13 protein-coding genes are annotated in these 22,635 nt (G+C 48.1%); 12 read left to right on the top strand and 1 reads right to left on the bottom strand.

Annotated features, from left to right (window positions below):
- Positions 1–197 precede the first annotated feature (197 nt).
- From AB4K05_RS15065 to AB4K05_RS15010, 12 genes are all read left to right on the top strand, one after another.
- Positions 198–1,757, top strand: coding sequence for a phage tail sheath family protein (locus AB4K05_RS15065; RefSeq protein ID WP_368480749.1), 1,560 nt, complete (start codon positions 198–200; stop codon positions 1,755–1,757).
- 78 nt (positions 1,758–1,835) lie between these two features.
- A complete protein-coding gene (locus tag AB4K05_RS15060) occupies positions 1,836–2,306 on the top strand; it encodes a phage tail protein (protein ID WP_368480748.1) in 471 nt (156 codons plus the stop codon).
- A 49-nt stretch (positions 2,307–2,355) separates the two neighbouring features.
- Entirely contained in the window at positions 2,356–2,832 is a 477-nt protein-coding gene (locus AB4K05_RS15055) for a phage tail protein (RefSeq protein ID WP_368480747.1), read from the top strand.
- A gap of 197 nt (positions 2,833–3,029) precedes the next feature.
- Entirely contained in the window at positions 3,030–3,683 is a 654-nt protein-coding gene (locus AB4K05_RS15050; protein ID WP_368480746.1) for a peptidoglycan-binding protein, read from the top strand.
- Positions 3,684–3,697: 14 nt separating this feature from the next.
- Positions 3,698–5,491: a type VI secretion system tip protein VgrG gene (vgrG, locus tag AB4K05_RS15045; protein ID WP_368480745.1), complete on the top strand. Its 1,794-nt coding sequence runs from the start codon at positions 3,698–3,700 to the stop codon at positions 5,489–5,491.
- 19 nt (positions 5,492–5,510) lie between these two features.
- Positions 5,511–5,810, top strand: coding sequence for a PAAR domain-containing protein (locus AB4K05_RS15040; RefSeq protein WP_368480744.1), 300 nt, complete (start codon positions 5,511–5,513; stop codon positions 5,808–5,810).
- A 29-nt stretch (positions 5,811–5,839) separates the two neighbouring features.
- Complete coding sequence (locus AB4K05_RS15035) at positions 5,840–6,289, top strand: GPW/gp25 family protein (RefSeq protein ID WP_368480743.1); 450 nt, start codon at positions 5,840–5,842, stop codon at positions 6,287–6,289.
- Positions 6,289–10,260, top strand: coding sequence for a hypothetical protein (locus AB4K05_RS15030; protein ID WP_368480742.1), 3,972 nt, complete (start codon positions 6,289–6,291; stop codon positions 10,258–10,260). Before AB4K05_RS15035 ends, AB4K05_RS15030 begins: the two co-directional genes overlap by 1 nt.
- Positions 10,253–11,083, top strand: a complete 831-nt coding sequence (locus tag AB4K05_RS15025) for a hypothetical protein (RefSeq protein ID WP_368480741.1) — start codon at positions 10,253–10,255, stop codon at positions 11,081–11,083. Before AB4K05_RS15030 ends, AB4K05_RS15025 begins: the two co-directional genes overlap by 8 nt.
- Positions 11,056–13,470: a hypothetical protein gene (locus AB4K05_RS15020; protein ID WP_368480740.1), complete on the top strand. Its 2,415-nt coding sequence runs from the start codon at positions 11,056–11,058 to the stop codon at positions 13,468–13,470. Before AB4K05_RS15025 ends, AB4K05_RS15020 begins: the two co-directional genes overlap by 28 nt.
- A complete protein-coding gene (locus AB4K05_RS15015; protein ID WP_368480739.1) occupies positions 13,467–17,531 on the top strand; it encodes a contractile injection system tape measure protein in 4,065 nt (1,354 codons plus the stop codon). The genes AB4K05_RS15020 and AB4K05_RS15015 overlap by 4 nt, the downstream gene beginning before the upstream one ends.
- 11 nt (positions 17,532–17,542) lie before the next feature.
- A complete protein-coding gene (locus AB4K05_RS15010) occupies positions 17,543–20,137 on the top strand; it encodes a hypothetical protein (RefSeq protein WP_368480738.1) in 2,595 nt (864 codons plus the stop codon).
- Between the two features lie 232 nt (positions 20,138–20,369).
- On the opposite strand, the gene AB4K05_RS15005 is transcribed toward AB4K05_RS15010, so the two are convergent.
- The gene (locus tag AB4K05_RS15005) at positions 20,370–22,634 is read right to left on the bottom strand and encodes a hypothetical protein (RefSeq protein WP_368480737.1); all 2,265 of its coding nucleotides are present in this window, start codon (positions 22,632–22,634) and stop codon (positions 20,370–20,372) included.
- Position 22,635 lies beyond the last annotated feature (1 nt).

Genomic DNA, 22,635 nt, shown 5'->3' with positions numbered 1-22,635 from the left:
TGTTTATATCGCTAAAGATAAAAATGTAACCAGAACGCCTCAACAACAGCAGTTGACAGAAAACAAAGCAAACGCTATACCAGACATATCAAAATTTTATCAGATAGTTCTTAATTGAGTGCCTTTCTTAACAGCGCTTTTTTCTGTGTGTTAACAGATGGGCATGGTTGCCAATCAATTACATGAAGGTCCAAACTATGGGCGTAATGAAGACACCTGGCGTATATATCGTTGAGCAAAACGCATTCCCAAACTCTGTTGTCGAAGTTGCCACCGCCGTTCCCGCATTTATTGGCTATACAGAAAAAGCGGATAACGGTGGTAAATCGTTAAGCAATCAAGGATGGCGTATTACCTCCATGTCGGAATACCGACAATATTTTGGCGGAGAACCTCAGCATTTATTTGAAATATCCGAAATTAGTACCACATCTGATGCCAATACCCGAGAGGCATTTAAGCAGTCTGGAAAAACCTACCAAATAACGCAATCAAACACCCGTCATCATCTTTACTACAGCATGCTCTTTTTCTTCCAAAATGGTGGCGGCCCTTGTTATATCGTTTCTGTGGGTAATTATTCCGATGATATTGACGCCACCGCTTTGAAGGGGGGCATTCTGCCGCTGATTAAAGAAGCGGAACCCACCATGCTACTTATTCCTGAAGCTATTCAACTGGCTGAAGACGATTGTATTAACGTCGAGCAGGCTATGCTTGGCCACTGTGGTGGCAAGATGAAAAACCGCATTGCTATCTTGGATATCTGGAACGGGTACAAAGACCGTCAGCATCCTGATGGTGACTGCGTCGAGGGCTTCCGCTCTAAGCTCGGTACCAACTATCTTGACTACTCCGCCGCTTACTACCCTTGGCTCAACACTTCCATCGTGCAGGACAGCGATGTCAGCTTCCTCAACGTCAGTAATATCGATAAGTTAGCTGAGCTGTTGAACAGCGAAGTCGCAGCGATGTTTAGCGACCTTGAAGGTCTGTCGGAAGAAGACCTCAACACGGGCGGTAATAAGCTCAGAGCGACCCGCAAACAGGCAATGCTTGACGAAATCGCCAAGCTCAGCACTGAGATTTCGCGACCGGATGCGGTGCTGTTGCACAAGATTCTGTCGAATATGAGTCCGTTATACCAAACCATCATGGCGGATATTAAATTCCAACAAAATATCCTGCCGCCTTCTGCGGCGATGGCTGGCATTTATACCATGGTCGATAACTCTCGCGGGGTGTGGAAAGCGCCTGCTAACGTCAGCGTTAATGCCGTGGTCTCTCCTACCGTCAATATCAGCGATGATGAACAAGAAGATCTCAACGTCACAACCCAAGGCAAATCAATCAACGCCATTCGGCCATTTATTGGTGAAGGCACGCTCGTTTGGGGAGCCAGAACGCTTGATGGCAACAGCCTAGACTGGCGCTATATCAACGTCAGACGCACGATGATTATGCTAGAAGAGTCCATTAAGCTTGCTTCAAAAGCCTATGTTTTTGAGCCGAATGTCGCTAACACATGGGTGTCGATGGAAAGCATGCTGGGTAACTTCCTGTATGGTATCTGGAAGCGAGGTGGATTAGCCGGTTCAACGCCGGGTGAGGCTTACAATGTCAGCGTCGGTCTGGGTAAGACGATGACCGGCAACGATATTCTAGAAGGTATTCTGCGCATTACCGTTCTGGTTGCGATGGTTCGGCCAGCAGAATTTATCGAAATTACCTTCCAGCAAAAAATGCAGGAGTCTTAGATTCTAATCTCTGCATAACGGCACGGTTAGCATTCAATATCGTCAAATATAACGTGGATAGCATATCAGGAGACTCCCATGGCAGATGATGGTTCAGCACAATCCGATACCGTATGGCCGATGCCGAAATTCCATTTCGAAGTGAAATGGGATGGCGGCGCAGGTGCGGGAATGGTGTCCGCATTTCAGGAAGTTTCAGGGCTTGATTTAGAAGCCCAGCCTATCGAATATCGCGCGGGAAATAGCCCGGTATTTTCGACCATAAAAATGCCCGGATTGATTAAAAGCGGTAACGTTACGCTGAAGAAAGGTGTCTTTAAAAGTGATAACAAGTTCTACGAATGGTATTCGAAGATCAAAATGAACACCATCGCCCGAACCGCCGTTACCATAAACCTGCTAGATGAAAGCGGCGCGCCGGTGATGAGTTGGAAGTTGAAAAATGCTTGGCCCACTAAAATTACCGCTACGGATTTAAAGTCTGACGGTAATGAAGTGGCGGTTGAAACCATCGAACTGGCCCATGAGGGATTAGAAATCGCCGTTTGATTTCTTATGTTAAGCAATATCGAATTCTCGGGATGAGGAAAGAATCATCATGGCAAACTCAAAAGGCACAGGTGCTGCTCAGGGCGATGGCGACTGGCCTCTTCCGGCTTTCTATTTCAATGTTTCTATCAGTGGCTGTGCGGATGACACAGCCTTTCAGGAAGTTTCTGGACTTGAGTTCCAGATAGAAACGGAAGAGTATCGCGAAGGCGGGAATAACTTGGTTTACCATCTGCCCAAGACGATAAAAAGTAGCAATTTAACGCTAAAAAGAGCGGTAACGGACAAAGCATCCAAGCTACTTAGCTGGTGTCTTGGCATATTGAATGATGAGCTATCAAAACCTATCCAGACGAAAAGCGTGTCGATCAATTTGCTCAACGAAAAAGGAACCACCTGTAAAAGCTGGACTGCCTCTAATGCTTATCCAGTTAAGCTGAAAATGGCACCTTTCAACTCAACGCAAAATGATATCGCGATTGAAGAAATTGAAATTTGCTTTCATCATTTGAAAAGGAACTTATAACGGTGCCATTAGAAATAAAGCAGCTGGTGATTAAATCACAAACGATCAATGACGAGAATAAAACCTCGTCGTTTGCTGGCGACCAGCCTCGCATTGAATCTGAAGAAAATGTGCCAGCAAAAATTATCCCTTACCACTTTATGCCGTCGCCTAATGAACCAAGAGAACGATAGGTGATTTAGACAAAGGGAATTCCCATGGAAAAAATAACAATAAAATCGATGACGTCTAAGGGAACTGTCGCCCAAACATTTTCGGCAACGTTAAACCCTAATAGCATTAAGCATAATTTTGGCATTTCCTACACAGATAAGGGCCCGCAACAGCAAGGCGATATCTCGCCAACAACGGTATTTAAAGGCTACGAAAGCGAAAAACTGGACTTCGAGTTGCTGCTCGACGGTACAGGGGTCACGGGTAACACCAGCACCAACACCGTGCAGAAGCAGCTAGCCACGCTGAAGAAAGTGACCTACACCTATGATGGCGAACAACATGAGCCAAATCCAGTGGTGATTGCGTGGGGTTCATCGGTCAATTTCAAGGGACGCCTGACCGCTATTAGTATCAACTACTCTCTTTTCGACTCCTCCGGCAATCCGCTGCGCGCTACGGTATCGCTTAGTTTCGCGAAATATCTAACGCAACAAGAAAAAAGTGCTTTAAAGAAGCAGTCCTCCCCCGATTTAACGCATATTATCGAATTCAAGGCGGGCGACACCCTCCCCATGCTTTGCCATAAGATCTATAACGACAGCAGTTATTATATTGACGTTGCCCGGGCGAATAATTTAGCCAGTGCCAGACAGATCAAACCGGGCACCAAAATTTACTTTCCACCTTTAATTTAGACATCAGGTTAATTATGGCCATTTCTCCATTAAGTAATAATAGTACTGACGTAACCACCTACACCGTAAAAGTCGGCGGTAAGACTATCGACAGCACTATCGGTATTATCGCCATCCATATTCATTATCAAGTCAATCATATCGCCACCGCGGAGATAACCATTAGCGATGGCGATATGCCCAGCCAACGCTTCGATGTTAGCGATGCCGATACGTTTAAACCGGGTTCAACTATTTCTATTTCTGCTGGCTACGCGAGTGATGAAAAAACCGTTTTTGACGGCATCATTATTAGCCATGGGATAGAGATCACCTCGACTAACAGTTCATCCCTCAATATTGTTTGTAAAGATCAGGCCATTGCGATGACCATTGCCAAACATAGCCAATGTTTTCTCGCTCAATCCGATAGCAAAATTATCAGTAGCTTGCTTGCACAATATCCCAATATCACTGCCTCTGTCGGCAACATTGCCGATCCTCAAGCAGAGTTGGTGCAATTTAACAGCACGGATTGGGATTTTATTCTTACCCGGGCAGAGGCGAATGGTTTTGTCGTCACCAATCAGTCCAATAAGATCACGATTGATAAGCCGGCAATAACCACCGCGGCAGTGCTAGTTGTGACCTACGGGACTGATTTGATGTCATTTTCTGCAAAAATCGATGCCCGAAACCAACTTAACTCCGTCACGGCAACCGCCTGGGATCCAACCCAACAAAGCATGGTGACGGGAACCGGTCCGGCGCAATCCATCTCAGGACAGGGCAATTTAACCAGCAGTGAGCTGGCAAAAGTGTTGGGCATTAGCGATTACACGCTGCAAACCGCCTCAACTCTCAGTACCGATTCGCTAGCTCGCTGGGCGGGCGGTCAGCAGGTTAAAGCGATGTTGAGCAAGGTGCGCGGAAGCGTCACTTTCCAAGGAAATGCCAGCGCGACCATCAACAGCCTGATTGAGCTTGCTGGCGTCGGTGAGCGCTATAACGGTTCACATTATATTAGCGCCGTTCACCACAGTATTGAAAAGGGTCAGTGGATTACCACTGCGGAACTCGGGATGTCACCCATGTGGTCAGCGGACCATCGCGATATTGGCGCGCCGCCGGCTTCAGGCTATTTGCCCCCCGTCGATGGGCTACAAATCGGCGTTGTGACGAAATTGGATGGCGACCCAGAGTCAAACTATCGCATCCAAGTAAAGATACCGACACTCAACAGCGAAGCTAATGTCATCTGGGCGCGATTGGCCTCTTACTATGCTTCCTCAGGCTATGGGAATTTTTTCATTCCGGAAGTGGGTGATGAAGTGATCGTCGGTTGTATCAACCAAGACCCCAGCACCCCCGTTATTCTGGGTTCGCTGTATAGCAGCAAAAATAAAATGCCAGAGGAAATAACTGCTGACAATAACATCAAGACCCTAGTCACCAAAAGTAAAATGAAGGTTATTTTTGACGACGAGAATAGCGTCATGACTTTAACGACCCCAAACGGCAACACCATTGTTATTAGTGATAAGAATAAATCAATCACCCTATCCGACCAAAATAACAATGCGATAAATATGGATGCCAGCGGTATTGCTATCACGAGCAACAAAGACATCACCCTCTCTGCCAAAGGGGGCGTCAATATCAACTCGACTCGCGATACGACCGTTAAGGCCACAGGCGATGCCAAAATTTCTGGCCTAAATGTTTCTGCACAAGCCAACACGGGATTAACGCTAAAAGGGACGGCAACAGCCGAACTCTCATGCTCGGGAATAACGACCGTCAAAGGTGCGCTGGTCAAAATTAATTAGCGACTAACGGAGTAGAAATATGCCCTTTGCAGCAAGAATTACGGATCTCCAGATCTGCCCAATGGCAACCCCAGGGCTGCCTCCTATTCCGCATGTTGGCGGACCTATTATCGGGCCATGCGTGCCAACGGTTTTAATTGGCTCTTTACCCGCCGCAGTGGTAGGCGATAGCTGCGTGTGCGTTGGTCCACCAGCGACCATTGTCAAAGGATCGGCCACGGTGATGATTGGTGGCAAGCCGGCGGCAAGAATGGGCGATACCACCAGCCACGGAGGAACCATCACCCTCGGATGCCCTACGGTCATTATTGGCGGTTAATTACTACCGGCGAGGATAGCGCGATATTTATGACTAATGACAACGCATTTTTAGGAACTGGCTGGGCTTTTCCGCCCAGTTTTTCCGGGCCCAATCATCAGGTCGTCATGAGCTCCGATCTGCAAGATATCGAACAGAGCTTAAATATTTTGCTTTCCACAACGCCCGGGGAGCGACTGATGGCGCCTGATTTTGGCTGCCGTATTAATCAGTTTGTCTTTGAAGAACTCACGCAGACGGTGTTAACTCAGCTAGCCTCTGAGATTCGCCATGCCATTCTATTTTTCGAATCACGCATTAATGTTGAAGATGTCCATTTTTTACCCGAGCCGCTCTCTGGGAAATTGCTCATTCAAATTGACTACAGCGTGATTACCACTAACACCCGCAGTAACATGGTTTATCCATTCTATTTAAATGAAGGCACGCTGGTCTCGCCTCAGCTACTGCCGCTATCTAACGAGTGGGATATTGCATAATGACCACAAGGCAGCAGCGACAGGATGAGGCGATAAACTCATCCTTATTTAACCCACACGAACTCAGTTTTGAGCAGTTAGTAGTTTGGGCGCATCAATTTGCCCAGCAGTTGCCCTTCAGAAATCTCCAGGATCAGGCAGATGGTCACTGGGGAAATTTATTTCAAAAAAGTGAAATTGTTGTCTGCGCGGCCATTTCCACCAGCGATACAAAACATCTCCAAGCCCAATTTAAGCATGCCTTGGCGCATGATGAGAACCTTACCGTTGAGTTTTTACTTATACTTTTAAAACGCTTGCAAGCTTGGTATCAACATCTTCCTAGTGCGCCAGAAACGGCTTACCAGTTTAAATACTACCTGCTACATGAGTATCAGCATCACCTCTCACTGCCGTTGAGCCTGGTCATTACCCGTTTACCTGAACAATTTCGCCACAGCGTTCAAGCGCTCGATCCGTTATGGAATCTTGATCAACACACGCTGGATACCGCATCATCCGTGTTGCAGCAAAGTAGTTTTACCGAACAAATGCGCCACTGCTTTGCGAAGATTGTTTTTGTCATAGAGCAGATAAAACAGCAAAGCCAGCAGGTTCTACAGGCTGCTTTGCTGCACCAGGAAAATAACCCGCAACAGGCACTTTATTTTGCCTTTTTGAAACTGTTTGAACGTGCCCAACAAACCCTTAATCAGTTCACGGAAAAGCACCTGCAGTTTTATTACCGGCAGGTTCTGCAGCAGGAAAAACAATCTACACCCGAAAATTCCGTTTACTTAAAACTCTCATTAAACCAGCAAACCACCCGTTCGATTCAATTTGAGCAAGGTGCCGAATTTAGCCCCGGTGACGATCCTGATTTTAGGCCAATCGTTTATCGTAGCCGTTATCCTATTGAGGTGACGGATGCAGAGGTGTCGCAAATATTCAACCTCACCCTACAACGCGATCCTCTGGTTTCACCCGAAAAAGAATCTGGGTTGGTATGCGGGGTGAGCGGGCAGCGCGTGCAGATAATACCTAGCGCTACCGGTGATGATTTCCCGAAAGCTCAGCAATTTAATATCTTCAACAATAAGTATAAAACCGAAGACAGTACGCAACCGATGGGGCTGATTATCTCCGATCCTCTTTTTTCTATGCAACAGGGCAAGCGAATAATCGAAATTGTGGTGCATCTTAAAGAAGTCCGATCCAGCATTGTTGCTCAGGAATTGCTCTCGGTGGACGATAATAATAAAACCGCCGCCGCGTTAACGCGCATATTTGCACAGCTACTTTCCCTGCATAGCCATCTATTTGAGGATTGGGCCGCCCGCATTACGGCCAGCGCCCTGACAAAACAAATTAGCCCGGAGCAACTTAGCCAAATTCGTCAACTCAGACCCTCACAGCGCGTTTGGCTAGCCTATAAATTATTTTATCTGCAAACACTGCAGTACCTGTGTTCAATCGAGGATAAAGGGGAGCAATACGGCTTATCGAAGATAGACCTTCTCTTTCGTATTGTCGGTCAAATAGTAAGCCGACGCTGCCTTTATACGGCGTCCTGGTTAACCAAAACAGACATCTCAGCGGCCCTTAGCAGTTTAAAATCGACGCTTGTCGCTGAGCCGACGGCTTACACCACCATCGAAGAGCTCCTCAGTCACTCCACGACGGCCGCTTTTTATCAATTATTCCAAGGCGTCTTCCATATTGAAGCCACAACCGAAAATGGTTGGGAATTCATTGATAATGTGGAGATTTATCCCTGCCTCACCCACGAATGCCAAATAGGGTTCAAGGTGAAATGTCATATAGATACTGGCTTTGCACCGATTATTCCGCGCTATGCGCATCTCCCTCACAGCGCCTCGTTAAAAATAACGCTTAAGCGGCAAAGCAACTGTTTCCCCTACGCAATTTTCCGTGATTTTGAGTTCTCAAAACTGGCGATGACGACGCAGGTGAGCGGTGTAACCCAAATGCAGTTATTTAACCCTGAAGGGCAAGTTGACTCCTCACAGCCCTTCTTCTTATTTGGCTCTCAGCCTTATCTCGATGCTTACGTGGTGATTGCTAACGAAGAGATTGCCCGCAAATCCATCAACCAACTGTCGCTGCACCTTGATTGGGGGAACCTGCCACGGGGTTCTGATGGTTTTAAACAGTATTACGCCCAGTACCCTTACTCATATACCAACGCCAGTTTTCAAATGCGCGCAGAAGTGCTTAATAACGGGCAATGGGTTGAGTTCGGCCCCGCGAGTTTCTCGTTATTTACACCGACTAGCGGTGCGCTTCATCATGGCCGGCATTTCCACTTTTCGAACATGAAAAATGGCTACACGCCGGTGACCCGCCCTTGGCCGAAGACACCCTACAGTAACCAATCTGGCCTACGTAACGGGCTGTTTAAGCTGATGCTCGCTGGCCCGGAGCCGGCATTTGGTCATAAAGACTATGCGCCTTTGCTCAGCGACACACTGACCTATAATGTCACCAAAAAACATAAAAAGACGTTGCCAAATCAGCCCTACACACCATTAGTTACCCATATATCCATCGACTATTCGGCAGAATCAACCATTGATTTGTTAAGCGTCGACAGCCAAAGCCTGTGTGAAATCATTCACCTGCATCCGTTTGGCGAACATGTCATTTATCCGCCAAAGCAAACCCGTCAGATCCACAGGCCAAGATTTTTCCCGAATTACAAAGAGGATAGCCATTGTTTTATCGGCATCACCGCGCGTGAGCTGTCGGGATATTTAAATATCTTCTTCGTGTTTGACGGTAGCTCCCGGCTGCTCATGCCCTATCCATCAACCTCATATCGCTGGTATTACCTCGTGGATAACGAATGGCAGGCGCTTAACCCGCACCAGATTATTCATGACACGACCCTCAACTTTCTCACGACCGGTATTGTCACTTTAGATTTGCCGGATGAAATCAACATGGACCACAGCGTAATGCCGTCGGGCCTGTTTTGGCTGCGAGTGAGCACCAACAAAGGGATCGACCGATATCCTGACTGTCTGCATGTCGCCACACACGTGCTGAAAGTCACCGGCAAAGGCGCCCCCCTTGCCGATGATGGCATTACCCCACTCTCGTTTTCTGCCTGGCGAAGCAAACCACGCCAACCGAATCTGGCCGCGATTTCCCAGCTTAATGCCATGATAAGAATCCCCGACATCGAGAGCGAACAACACTTTCAGATGCGCGTGAGCGAAAACTTACGTCACAAAGGCAAAGCGTTAACTCCTTGGGATTACGAACACCTCATTCTGGAAAATTTTCCTGAAGTCGGTTCCGTACACTGTTTCCCAACGCGCAGCTACTACTCTCAGGACCAGGAGCCGGGCCGCGTACTGATTATCGTGACGCCGCTCAATACCGACTGCGACCACTCACTCTGCTCACCAAAGCAGTTAGATTCTTCATACCTACTTGCCATTCGTCGCTTCCTGCTCAATGTCTCTCGTTCACACGTGCAGATAGAAGTGCGGAATCCAGGCTACGAAAAAATCCAGATTCGGTGCAAGGTCACGTTAAAGGAGGGGGTAAGCCATGGGCCAGCGTTACGCCGGCTGGAATACGCCATCAAAGCGCAGCTATGCCCTTGGGAGGCCGATACTCTGAATACGGGGCTAGGATTTTGCTTATCACTTGAGAAGCTCAGCGCCTTTATTCTCGGACAAAAAAACGTGGTCAAGGTCAGTGCACTCTCCGCGCTGAAAATAAGCCTTGATGAAAATACCGAGTACACCCTCCAGGACAGCGCGGCGACTAATCAACCAATATGCGCTGCCTATCCATGGTATTTGTTGATTCCGGAGGAGCATCAGTACATTCAAATTTCACCTGATAACCTTTCCCATAAACCGGTGACTGTCGGTATTGGCGAATTGGTGATCGGGGAACAATTTATTGTCAGCACATCACCAACGTCGAACTCTAAAGGCGCCCAAAATAATGGCTAAACGTAATCGAAGCACGCTTAAGAATTATTTTCGTCATGGGACCATGCCGTCAGCAGAACATTTTTCAGACTTAATTGATTCATGCGTCAATCAGAGTGATGAAGGCTTTATCAAACCACCGGAGACGGGCCTGCAACTCAGAGCTTTAGACCAACAACACCTGCTGAGCTTTTATCAGCAAAATAGCCCTGATACCCCGCTGTGGCACGTGGGTTTTTCCCCACAGGATATTAATTTGCAGGTCTTCGCCAATCCAGCCGCAGATATCACTAAAGAGGATCCGGAGGGCGGTGGGACGATACAAGCCATCAATCTCTCTATGACCCCAGAAGGCCAAGTGGGAATTAATACCGCAACACCGCGACAGGCTCTTGATGTCAATGGGACAATTGCCTCTCAGGGCAGAATGGGCAGCGTGATGATTGATACGCCTATCCCCGCCGATGGTGAATGGCACGACATCACGCCAGAGCTTGAAGGCTGTCATATGTTCGAAGTCGTCGCAGGGATTGGCATCCGTTACAGCGGACGTTATGCGCTGGCGCACGCCATCGCCATTAACACCTGTGCCCCCAATAAACGTTGGTGGCACTGGGGAGACAAAAATCCCATCCGTATGACGCAGGCCTTCTTCCATTCCTCTGCCGACAAAATCCAACTGCGCTGGCGCCAGCATAACCACCGTGGCACCGTGCGGCCTTACGCTTTGCAGATTCGAACCAACACACCTTTTGGCGACGACCAGACCATCCAATACCACATTACGCGGCTATGGACTGACCCCTTTATGCAGCAATGCCAACACGTGGCGATGGGGGAGTAAATTCAATCATGTCTAAGACTATTTCGAAAAAAAACCATAATGAAAATCCGAATAGTTTTGAACATCTTTACCAGCTTGGCCTGACATACATTCAGCAGCTAAGTGGCCGTCTCTGGACCGATTACAATACCCACGACCCGGGTATGACCATCCTAGAGCAAGTGTGCTACGCCTTGACCGACCTTATCTACCGCTGCGAATTTGACGTCACCGACTATCTGTGTGAGACCTCGGGTAACATTGATTACCGGGCCCATGGATTAGCGTTAGCGCAAGAAATTATCCCGTCATACCCACAGCAGCCCGAAGAGTATGAAACCTGGTTGCTCGCTAGGCTTCCTGAGCTCGATAAAGTGTGGCTTCGCAGCAACGAAAATGCCCCCCACGTGGGCATTTACACCCTCAACGCGCAGCTCAACCATTTTTACGCATTAAGTCAGCAGCATTCAGCAACCAGCGGACGCTCGGCCAATGCCCAGCAATATGCAGCCATTCAACGCATTCGCCACGAGTTTTATCGGGTTCGTGCCGTGGGTGAGGATTTGGCCGCCATTGAATTAACCGGGCAACACCCTTTGACGCTCACCGCCGTCATCCACATTAGCGATGATATCGCGGATGTTACTTGGCTTGCCGCCTGCATCTACAATCGGATAGGCCTTTGGCTTGCGTCGAACGCGCAACACACGCCCGTTGAGGTCATCAAAGAATCCCTGCTCGCTGAAAACGGGATCCTGCAAATCGACAGTCTTCAATTTACCCAGCACCGCGACGACCTCGCCGACGGTGGTTCAGGGTTCATTGATGCTATTGCACCTTTTTCATATCTGATGCTGCCGAAAGCCTCCACGCATTCAGGCATCGAAATTATTCAGTTCCAGCATCCGGTCAATATTGACTACGCCGATCTGGCCATTCAAATAGAGCAGATCCAATACCAGCAGCGCACAGCCCAGCTCACCACGGCCAAACCTCCCGCGCTGCCTGTCGGTCAACCTATTGATTTTACGCGCTATGAATCTATTCAAACGCTATTCCCTAGGAACTATCATTTAGCACCGGGAACACCGATGCAGTACCACGCACAACAGCAGGCGCAACGCCACCAGTTGCGCAGCTACCTGCTGTTGTTTGATCAACTAATGGCGAACTTTTGTGATGATATCGCGGGGTTAAATGCACTATTCTCGTTGTCCATAATGCCTGAGGTGACTTACCACGCCCATCGCCTTCAGGATGACGAGTTCTATAATATCGATAAGCATTATCCTCGTGACGCTAGCGCGAGTCTGGAACGCCTGCGCGCACAGCTTGATAATTATCCTGAACGAAAGAATCGCATTTTTAATTACCTGCTTGCCCTCTATAGCGAACGCTACCCAGATGGGTTACACCACCAGTTCAATCCCTATTTTTCTGCTCAAGCCTTACAAAAAGAGATCCTCAAATATAAACAAGTTTTTATTCTCAATATCGTCGCGATGACCAATGGTCGAGGCATTGGTGATAATTTACTCCTGCCCGAACATCAAGGTGGATATCGTCAGCGTCTTGGGTTACTGCTGGGGATACTCCCGCAGGCCGACGCCTCTAAGCATCGCACGCAGGTGTTTGCCCGCTATTCACTCAATCTGGTATCTGACCAAGATTATTTCCGTAGCGATACCGGCAGAAAAGCGTTGTGGTTAACCACTCCTGAAGCGCAAGCAACTCTCCAGCCTCTTGCGGAAAATCACTTAACGGGATACCCGAACGAAGGGGATATTCAGGACACGCTATTAGCGGCCCCACTTTTCCGCGAACAAACCCTGCCTGATGCCCTTTTACAGTTTGGTATTGATAACCGCCGATACCGTCTGATTTCGCGCCAGAATAATGACGTTCATCAGCTGTTTTTTAACGTTGATATTGAAGGTCGCAGACAATGGTTTCACATTGCCAGCCACTCGGATAAACAGGCGCTCACCCTGCTTTGCCATCAACTGCAGCGCTGGCTCGTGCAACTTAACCGGGACAGCGAAGGACTTTACGTTGTTGAGCCGATTTTACTGCGTACTGAGAACGCGAACCTGCCGCTAAGCGACTATGCCAACCGAATTATTTTGGTTTTACCCGGCTACACCGCTCGCTTTTGCAACCTGCGATTTCGGCAACAGGCGGAACAATTAATTATTGAAAACAGCCCAGCGCACCTGCTGACACAGTGCCTATGGCTTGATTTCGCTATGTTTTGCCAATTCGAGACATTGTATGCCCAATGGCGACAGGCAAAATCAAGCGCGTTGCAGCACAGAGAACGTCAGCCAGAGTGCGATGCCATGGCTCAGCAGCTTTATCTGTTTTTGCAGCGCGCCCGTAATGAGACTGACAGGGTGGAGAACCGATGAGCCAATATCACAAAATCAATCACCTCAGCCTCGAATTTGATTTCACCGGATTTGCTGATGCGGAAAACTTTGAGTCACGCGCCGCTCAGTGGGTCATTGAGCAATTTCTCCCGGTGATGGAAACGGTATTCGATGAGATCTGTCCTGAGCAGCAAACCCTGATTCTAGACACCCTGACCCTCGATCTCGGAATCTGTAACGCCAAAACTTTTTACCAAGAAGCGCCAGAGAAGCTCAAGCAACAGTTGCTGGCAATGCTGCGCTCACAGTTACACAACGCCAGACAGACCCCACATTCCGCTAAGTCGTCTGGCATGCAGGTGCTAAACCCGCAGCAACAGCGCTGGAACGTACTCTGGCAATTCCTCAGCACCGGCATACTTCCATGGTCGGTTTCCGGCGAACAGTCGCTGGAAACGCTCGGTTTATCTGACATGTTGGTAGAGCACTCAGCCCGATTGATTAACAAGCTCAATCATGCTCATCAGCCTGAGCACCTATTGCGCCGCATCGTTGAACAATTTCCCAACGATGGTATTGCGACGTTATTCCCATCGCTTGCGCCTAAGCAGCAATGGGAAATCATGTCGCTGTTATTAGCGCATCCTAAAGGTCGGCAAGGTGAATTAGCAGACAGGCTGGCCTTGGCGTGGTTTACCCGCTTCTCGCAGTTACTCGCGCAGCACAACTTAGCTCCGCTGTGTGCCGATTGGGAGAAATTGCTTCACCAGTTTTCACCGCAGCTCATTAAAGCGCTATACCAGCGCCATACCGATAGCCAGCTTCCCAGGGTTCTGATACGTGACTTAACGCCAGCCGAGCGCTTGCAGCTACTTGCCGTATTAACGCCGCAAGAATACCCGTTTTTGCGCGCGATTTTGCAGACACCAGAGTGGTGGTCGGCAAAACGCCACTCTGATGCACAAGCCCACACAGCTCAGGGTGAGCAGGCATTCTATCCCATGGATCCCCTCACGGTCTTACCGCCGTCGCAAATCCACCAGCAGGTGTGGCTGTTTACGCTTCAGTACTTGCTTATCGAGCGCGGCAGCGCGTTCAACCGCCGAAGCTATATGTCTGGTTTGGTGGTGCAGATGGCTAACGCGCAAAACCTACAGGCAGATGTGCTGCTGGCGTCGCTCATTTCAACGCTTAACAGCACAACTATCGACAGTGCGCTGCGGGCACAATTGTTAGATTTACTCCACGCTATCGCGCCCATGATTGCGGCTTCGCCTTTAAAAACACCGGGAAGCGATTTAGCGCGAGTCTCCGACGGTGCGATACCCCAAGGGGAAATCAACGCAATAGCCAATATTAACGAACTCCTGCTGGCGCTCAGTTCGGGCCAAGAATCACAGCTCCTGCGCTATTGGCCCCCCATTTCGCCGTCTTTTGCGGACTTACTACGCTGGTGCGGCCAGTTGGAGTCTGTTCGCCGTCATTGGGCCGAGACCTATTCTGATAAAACCTTGCTGTCGCTGACCGAGGTGCTTGAGCCGCATGCTGCCCTTTTATTACGCCGCTTTATCGCAGGATATCGTCTGTTTATCCCGCAGGACTCTGCGTTCACTGAACGCACGACGGTAGCCATGTTATGGCAATTCGCCTTCGCTTTTCTCATTGTGGAAAGCGACGGCGCGTTTTCGCCCAATCACTTCCTGCGCCATTTAATCCTGCGTTTGGCCGCTTGGCGTAATATCGCTTTTGCCGACCAGCTTGAAACGGTGCGAATGAATGTGAAGAAGATGGGGGATCTTTCGCTGGCAGGAACTACGCTGAACGGTCTGCTGGAAACACTCAACCCAGACAAGTTCGAGAAATCCACACAGCACACTGAGCCGTCGCCCTCCGGCTATCAGTTAACGCTTTCGCCCTCGTTAATCAGCGGCCTCTCGTTGGCGCAACTGGCCGAGATAGAAGAAATGGTCACCACGTTAGAAAGCGCCAACCAGATCCAGTGGAACCGCCAGAATAAACGCTGGCAGCGCGATTATCGGCAACAGCTCACCCAGATCATTCTCAGCATTGGGCTTTCCGTTTCCACGTTAAAGCGCTGGGTAACGCATTTCGATGATTCTGCGTTATTCACGTTAACAGACATTATTCACTCGCCCGCTGCCGAAGCCATACACGCTATTATTCACGAAAGCCAAACCATCGGAACAGCCATTGGCCATGTGTCAAACCCACTCAACGCCAGCAATACCAGAAATGCCCTATGGGAACTGTCGCTGCACTACGTCATAAGCCGCCGGGGAAGTGAATTTAATCAATACCAATATTTACTGAATATCACTGAACGGCTCTCTGCCCGCTACCAGGTTGACGTTGATGTATTAATTCACGAATGGTTAAGTCTGAGCGACAGCAGCTTTTTATGGCGTCAGCAGTTGATTGATCTTGTTGGGAAACACAAGCAACCATCGGTTACTGCATCTCAGCTGTTGGCGAATATTCAGTCTGATGAGCACACGTTGGCCATCAGTCATCCGCAACGCAGGCTTTTACGGCACTATGCCGCGATGAATGCCTCGGCAATGGCGAAACAGCTACAGACGTGGAACATCACCCAATTAACCCGGCTGGTTCGCATCATGCAGCCGCCGTTCAGTGAACGCACCATCGCGCTGCTCCCCCTGCTGCTGGCTATCGCCCAGCAGTTCAAGCTATCCCTTCACTGGTTTTACCCCTTGCTGCTCAGTAATGACTGCCCAGCCACAGCGGAACAGTGGCTTCAACGACTGTTAAGGGAGATGAACCGGCACAACGCCTCATCGGATGGCACGCTCTGCCTTCAGTTGCAGCAGTTCATCCTCAGCAGCAACGTAATTCATCAGCCTCTGGCGCAACGTAGGCGATGGGCCGATAGCCTCCTTTCCGAGGAGGCGTTACGCCAAGGGTTACAGCTCTGGTTTGACGGTAAAGGGCCGGCTCCTGCATCCGGCTGGTTGATGAACCTTTCACAGCGCCCGATGCAGCACCCTTTACGGCAATGGCTACAGCGTACTCTGGCAAATCCGCGTCATATGCAGCGCTGGCTGGAGGAGATACCGATGCAGGCACATCAAGCGATGCTGTTTCCCACGCTCACCAGCGCAACGCTCGCCCTATTGACGTTACGCCGAGCCTTCGGCCAGCTTTTTGTATCACCACAGCAGGGCGAGTATCTGTTTTGGCAAACCATCTACCGTAAACATTGGCTAAAAGGGATCGCCATCACCGCCGATCCGTTCATGCATGATGTTCTTAGCGAATTAAATCAGTTATGGCGGGCTCACACCGTTCAGGACAACCAGAAAGATGACGCTTCGGTTGCCGCGCTGGTCGAAGGATTACTGCCGCTTATCCCCTCAACGTCACAGAAAAAAAACTTAGTCCGCATTGCCCGCCGTGATACGCAGAAACCGCCGGACAAAACGGTGTGGGCAACGCACTTGGATCACCAGCAAACCGACATTAAACAGCTCATCGAGGCCATTGATATGACAGACAAGGACGTGAAGAAAAACGCAGAAACCCCATGGAATAAGCCGCAAGATAACACCGAAGTCTGCGCGGACCCCGTTACCATCCACAATGCGGGATTGGTTATCGCTTCAGCCTATATTCCCATGCTATTTCAGCGCTTAGCACTGACCGATGGGCGCAAGTTTGTAGATACCTCGTCACAGCTACAGGCGCTGTTTTGCCTGCAGTGGATGACGAATGGCACCAACAACGCGCCTGAATATCAGCTATTGCTGAACAAAGTGCTCTGCGGCGTTGCGCCCTCTGCGGCCATCCCTTTGCAAGTTGCATTACCGACCGGGGCCGAGACGCTTATCGAGGGGTTGCTCAACGCCATCATCGCCCACTGGCGGGTGTTAGGAAAAACCTCCATCGACGGCCTGCAGTCGACCTTTATTCGACGTGAAGGCGTGTTAAGCGTCACCCCAGAACATTGGCAGCTGAATATCATCCCCGGCACCTTTGACATGCTACTCGACCAGCTGCCGTGGAGTTTTCAGACCATCAAATACCCATGGATGGATATCCCTCTTTTTGTGTCATGGCGCTAAGGATAAAAACAATGATAAATCCTGGTTTCAGTCTGTTATCTCTTATTCGCAAGCCAATGCCGCGCCTTGCCAAACGTGTTATCTGCGGGCTCCTGTTATCCACGCTGCCGACAATGGGTTACGCCGCGCAAAACGCGCTGGCCGATAGCACCCAGACGTATAAAACGTGCAGCAAGCAGCTAACGGCGAGCGATAAGCGTAATCTGGGGAGAGAGATACAAACTCAGCTTGCCGATTTTTATCAGAACAACAGCGCCTTCCAGGCTCAATTGAAAAGAGGACAGCGCCTCAACGATGGCATAGTTGGCCCCACAACGCGTTACTGGCTGAACTATTTCTGCGGTGAATTTGCCTTTGCCGTTCCCGAGTCATCCAACGACCAGCAGCCGATTTTTGTCGAATCGTTGATGATTGCATTAAACCGCGCCGCCGAGCGAAATACGCTCTATCCAACATGGCGGACGGCGATAACGCCCCCGGAACTGCTTAATTTAACGCCCTCAGAGATAGAGATAAAACTGGGCCTCAGGGCCGCAGGCGCGGGTAAAAATGCTGATGCGCCAAGATCCACTGAGCCGTCTGTTCCTGAAAGGCCCAACAGCGACACGGCACCCTATTTTTACCAGCTGACGGAGAAAGACTTCACCAGCCTGACGCTGCGTCAGACCGTACTGGCGACCTTTGCGAAATTAGAGAAGCAGCAGTTCGATCAGCGTAGCCAGCTTTATAATCAGCTCAGCGATTTGTTTACTGAGCTGAATATCCCCATCGCTCCCCCACTGAATATCGATAGCTTGATTGATTCCTATACGATTGAAACCTCTCAGCCAAGCACGAGTGCAACCACTAGCACTAGCACTAGCACTAGCACTAGCACTAGCACGGCTCAGCCTACCAATAACGACGCAGGTAATAGCACGGCAGCTGATCAAAATACGGAAACTAAAAGCCCCGATGACCCCGCGACTTCAACCCAGGTCATTGAAACGAGTAGCCAAAGCGACACGCAAACGAACGCGCCACAGATCGTCTGGCAGCTCAATCCCGAAGCGCTAAGCAAAATCATCAAGCAATTTGGGATCACCGCCCTGTCGAAAGAGGTGTTAACGACGCTTGAGCCGCTCAAGGATGAAGTCTTCCCGAGTCTCTATCTATTGCAAATGGCGATTAATGAGTCGGGTATACCCCCTGGCAGCCTGCAGGATAAGGGCGTCTTCGCGCTGGCGAGAAAAAATGGACCAAACCCTGTTCACGCCAAGCCTGTTCGCTGGGTAGCACCAGCAGACTGCGGGTGTCAGGACATCGTCAAGTCGATATTTACGATGGGAATTTTTTACGGCTTTTATCCGTACTGGCAGCATCTCGAAGAGGGGCAATCCATTGATTTTAGCCGCTTAGATCGCATTGGCTATGTGGGTGCAGTGATGAAGCCGGAAGGAAACGGCAATACGTTAGTGCTGCCACAAAACTGGTTAGCTGAGAAAAAATTCAGCCAGTTTATTCAGATAACCCATCGCTACCGCACCAAGCTCGATCTCGTGGTCACGACGCCGCGCGACCTGTCGCGAGACCAGCTAACCGGGCTGTTTACCGACGATATGGTTAAACGGTTGGTTGAGTCCGTCACGACGCCAATGGATAAATACGCCATCAACAATCTGAAGCCGTGGATAAGTTTTGGGCTCCAAGGCGTACCATCAATGGCCGATGGCATTACTCTTGATATCGACCTTTCCACCTTGGACACCCCTGAAAGCCAACAGGCCTTCTTCTCGTTCTTGGACAGGCTTAAGATTGCGCTCCGTCAGAGTGAACACCGCCAGTCCAGCGCTAGTGAATTAGATGGCGAGCTCACCAGCCATGATACCTATTATCTCAGCGTGATTGTCCCCGTCAGTGATGTTGTGGAGGGCAAAAATGGTTTTTACAACTTCCAAAATTTCAATGCATTATCAAAACGAACCAACCTGCTGATTGTTCGCCCTGGCTCACCGGCAACACGCGAGAAGGCCACCGACGAACTTGACCAAATTAAAGGGCTACAACGATGGCTAAGCAAACAATCGGACCAGCTTGACGTTCAGCAGGTGTACAAGCGCCTCGTACCCATGCTTATCAGCGAAGATAACCGTGACCAAACGCCGACCCTGACCCAACTGGTCAATCTTTCCAGCTGGAGCTTTTTGGGCGCAGGTTACTGGCCGCTGCCGCTCAGTGACGCCAATGAGAAGCTGATTGATAAAACCTTCTTCCCGGAAGCCCAGCAGTATCCGCAGCCGATCAATCAGGTAATAAATAGCGTCACCCAATTGTTAAACTGGATCTGTATTCACCGCTGGGAGCTGAGAGCCGGTTTGTTTGTGTCGTTCCTGTTTATTTTGCTGTTCCTGATAATCTGCATCTGGTCGTTCCCACTGAGAAAACACCTGAGCCGCTTCCCGTTTGTAGCGCTGACCGCGCTGTCCATCAGCGGATTGATGCTGGTGTTTGTCGCCGACCCGGCGTTTCAGGCGTATCAAGGGCCGATTTTGATTATCTTTATGATTGTGATTGGCTGGATATTGTTTGCGGTAAGGATGGTGAGGAAGGAGGGGGATAAGCCGTAAGGGGTGAAATTTTTACGAGGGGATAACTGGCACGTTCCTTATCCCCTCGATTACTCAAACATTTTTTCGTGTATAAAAAATGATGCACCAATTTATCATGGTAATATAGAAAACAATGTTTCCTTAAACCTATAACGATTTAGCTAAAAATCACCGAAAAAACAATAGGGCGAGATAAATTCAAAGTAAAAATTCACACTCAACTTAATGAATAATAAAAATCATATTTTGCTCAACCTAAAAGATCAAAATGGCCTGGGGTGCTAAACAAATTCAACTGAACCGCCCCATCATTAGCACTGTAATCAACAAACCGTCCTAAATCATAATTCCAAGTGATAATTGTTACTCCTACGTCAACATTATACAACTCTAATATGGCTCTTCTTGCCTCAGCAGCTACGAGTCCACCGGCATCAATCATTTGAGAACCGACTCTGAGGTGAATGCTTTCGAGGTGATCCGAAATAACACTAACGGCATTCTCAATTGAACCCGTAAAATATTCCAAGCGATGTAAGCCAGTGAAAATACTTCTTATGTAGCAATTTAGTCCGTTTCCGCTGATTGGAACAAATTCCATGCTATAATCTTGGGCCGCTCTCGCTCCGGAATATGCGAATGACGAATCGGGCATAGAATCACCATCCTCACCTTCAAGATCCAGACTGCTGGTTCTTTCTATGCTGGCTACCGCCTTCCTTTTCCCTTTACTTCTGCTGGTTGCTTTAGCTACTTTCATGGCGCGAAGTTGATTATTGATTTTTATTTCAGCGTCTAACAACTGCCCTAATTTCGAAAATAAATTTAAAAGATCATCCGTTGTTCCCTCACCAATAAAAAGCCTACTTTGAATTAATCGCTTTATTGTTTTGTAGTACAATCCCAGTACTGTTCCTAAGACCTCAAGCCATTTTTTTGTATGCTCTCCAAACATTGAACTGAGATCTTCCTTTAATTCAGCTCCTTTGGCTAAATTAAGTATTAAACTCTGAGCGGAGTCTATCATGTTGCTGACTGTCTCCCGAGGAATAAGTGATTCACCTTCTTTTGCTAAAAACTCATCTTCATTTTGCCTCATACCAATTAAAAAGTTATTCTCAAGATATTGGATATGAGCACGAGTGCGCATTGCAAAATTATCAAGATTATCCTTTAATTCCGCTTTATCTAATTCGCTATTGATCATTTCCAAGGTTCTTTTAAAGTGTAAATAAATGGTTTTATAAATCTTTCCTTTTCCTATTGGGTTATTCTTTGGCGGGGTATTAACATCTAAAGCCGCACCAAAGGTATTGAGCATGGTTTCCTGTTCAGGATCTGCATCAGAACCAGGAGGCAAGTTTAGCACAGCCATAGTTTCGACATTTATTTCACTTTTCATCCATTTCAGAAATTCTTCTTCATACGCTCGAGTAGAAGACGTGTGATTCGGTTTTTTAAGCTGATGACGATAATGCATGTTACTGTATTCGCTCATTAAATCGACAGTGTTCGATGTTAGAGGAAATCCACCAGTTGAAGTCATATTTTGTCCATCATCATTTTCGCTATCCGATCCATCGGCCATGGTCATTGCTTCATAGCGTTTTCTATACTCTTTAGTATCATGTTCCTCGTCGGGTAAAAAACGATCCAATTCAATATCAATAGCGTCTCTATGATCGCGGTAAGATAAATCCACGCCAAGTTCATGCTCTTTTTTATTTAATTTTTTCAGAGTTAATTGAGAGTCCCCATCAACGCCTTTCACAAACACTCGTGGATATGAGGAGTTAACTTTAAGCTTGTGCTTTTTTTTCAGTAAATGTTGATGGCGAGATATCTGACTATCTAAATAATCTTTTGAATCCTCAAAGGAATCAAATTCATCACAAGCCTCTTCAAATAAAGATGTTAGTATCTCGATAGGCACATCATCATAATAGTCGCGAAAATAATTTATATAACAATCTTCATTTATTTTAGATGAGTGTATAGCTTTAGCTTCTTTGATATCAATGGCTGAATAGTTATCATTGTCAGGAGTTACTGACATAAAAAAGTTTATCGACACAGCATTATCATCAACACTGTTCAAATCATAGTGCCCGCTTTCATTGTTCCACACTGCATAATAAATAGTTCTTGTATTCTTTTCTATTACATATGTATCTTTTTGGATGTCGCCAATTACTCTTTGAACAACATTTTTTGTAAATGCACTTGCACCACCTAAAGCATAATTTATTTTTATATCATCAATAGGATAATCAGGAAGGTCTTCTATTCCTGATTTTAGGTGGTCAGGCAAATCTTCGCCATTTTCTTTTTTTTGGATAGATTGTTGTTGAGAATAGTTATTGCCAACCATTTCTTGCAGTTGCCTTTGAGCAACAACTTCAGGTCGATTATCCACATGTAAAAAAGCTTGTCGCCCCTCATCTTTCTTCTGAGCAACAGAATTTAAAACCGCTCTACTTTTATTCTCTTTGTTTTTTTCTAACTGTTTGTACATA

Origin of the sequence: Kluyvera sp. STS39-E, from assembly GCF_040932435.1 — a bacterium.
GTDB lineage: Bacteria > Pseudomonadota > Gammaproteobacteria > Enterobacterales > Enterobacteriaceae > Kluyvera.
This window is presented reverse-complemented; position numbering and strand designations above follow the sequence as displayed.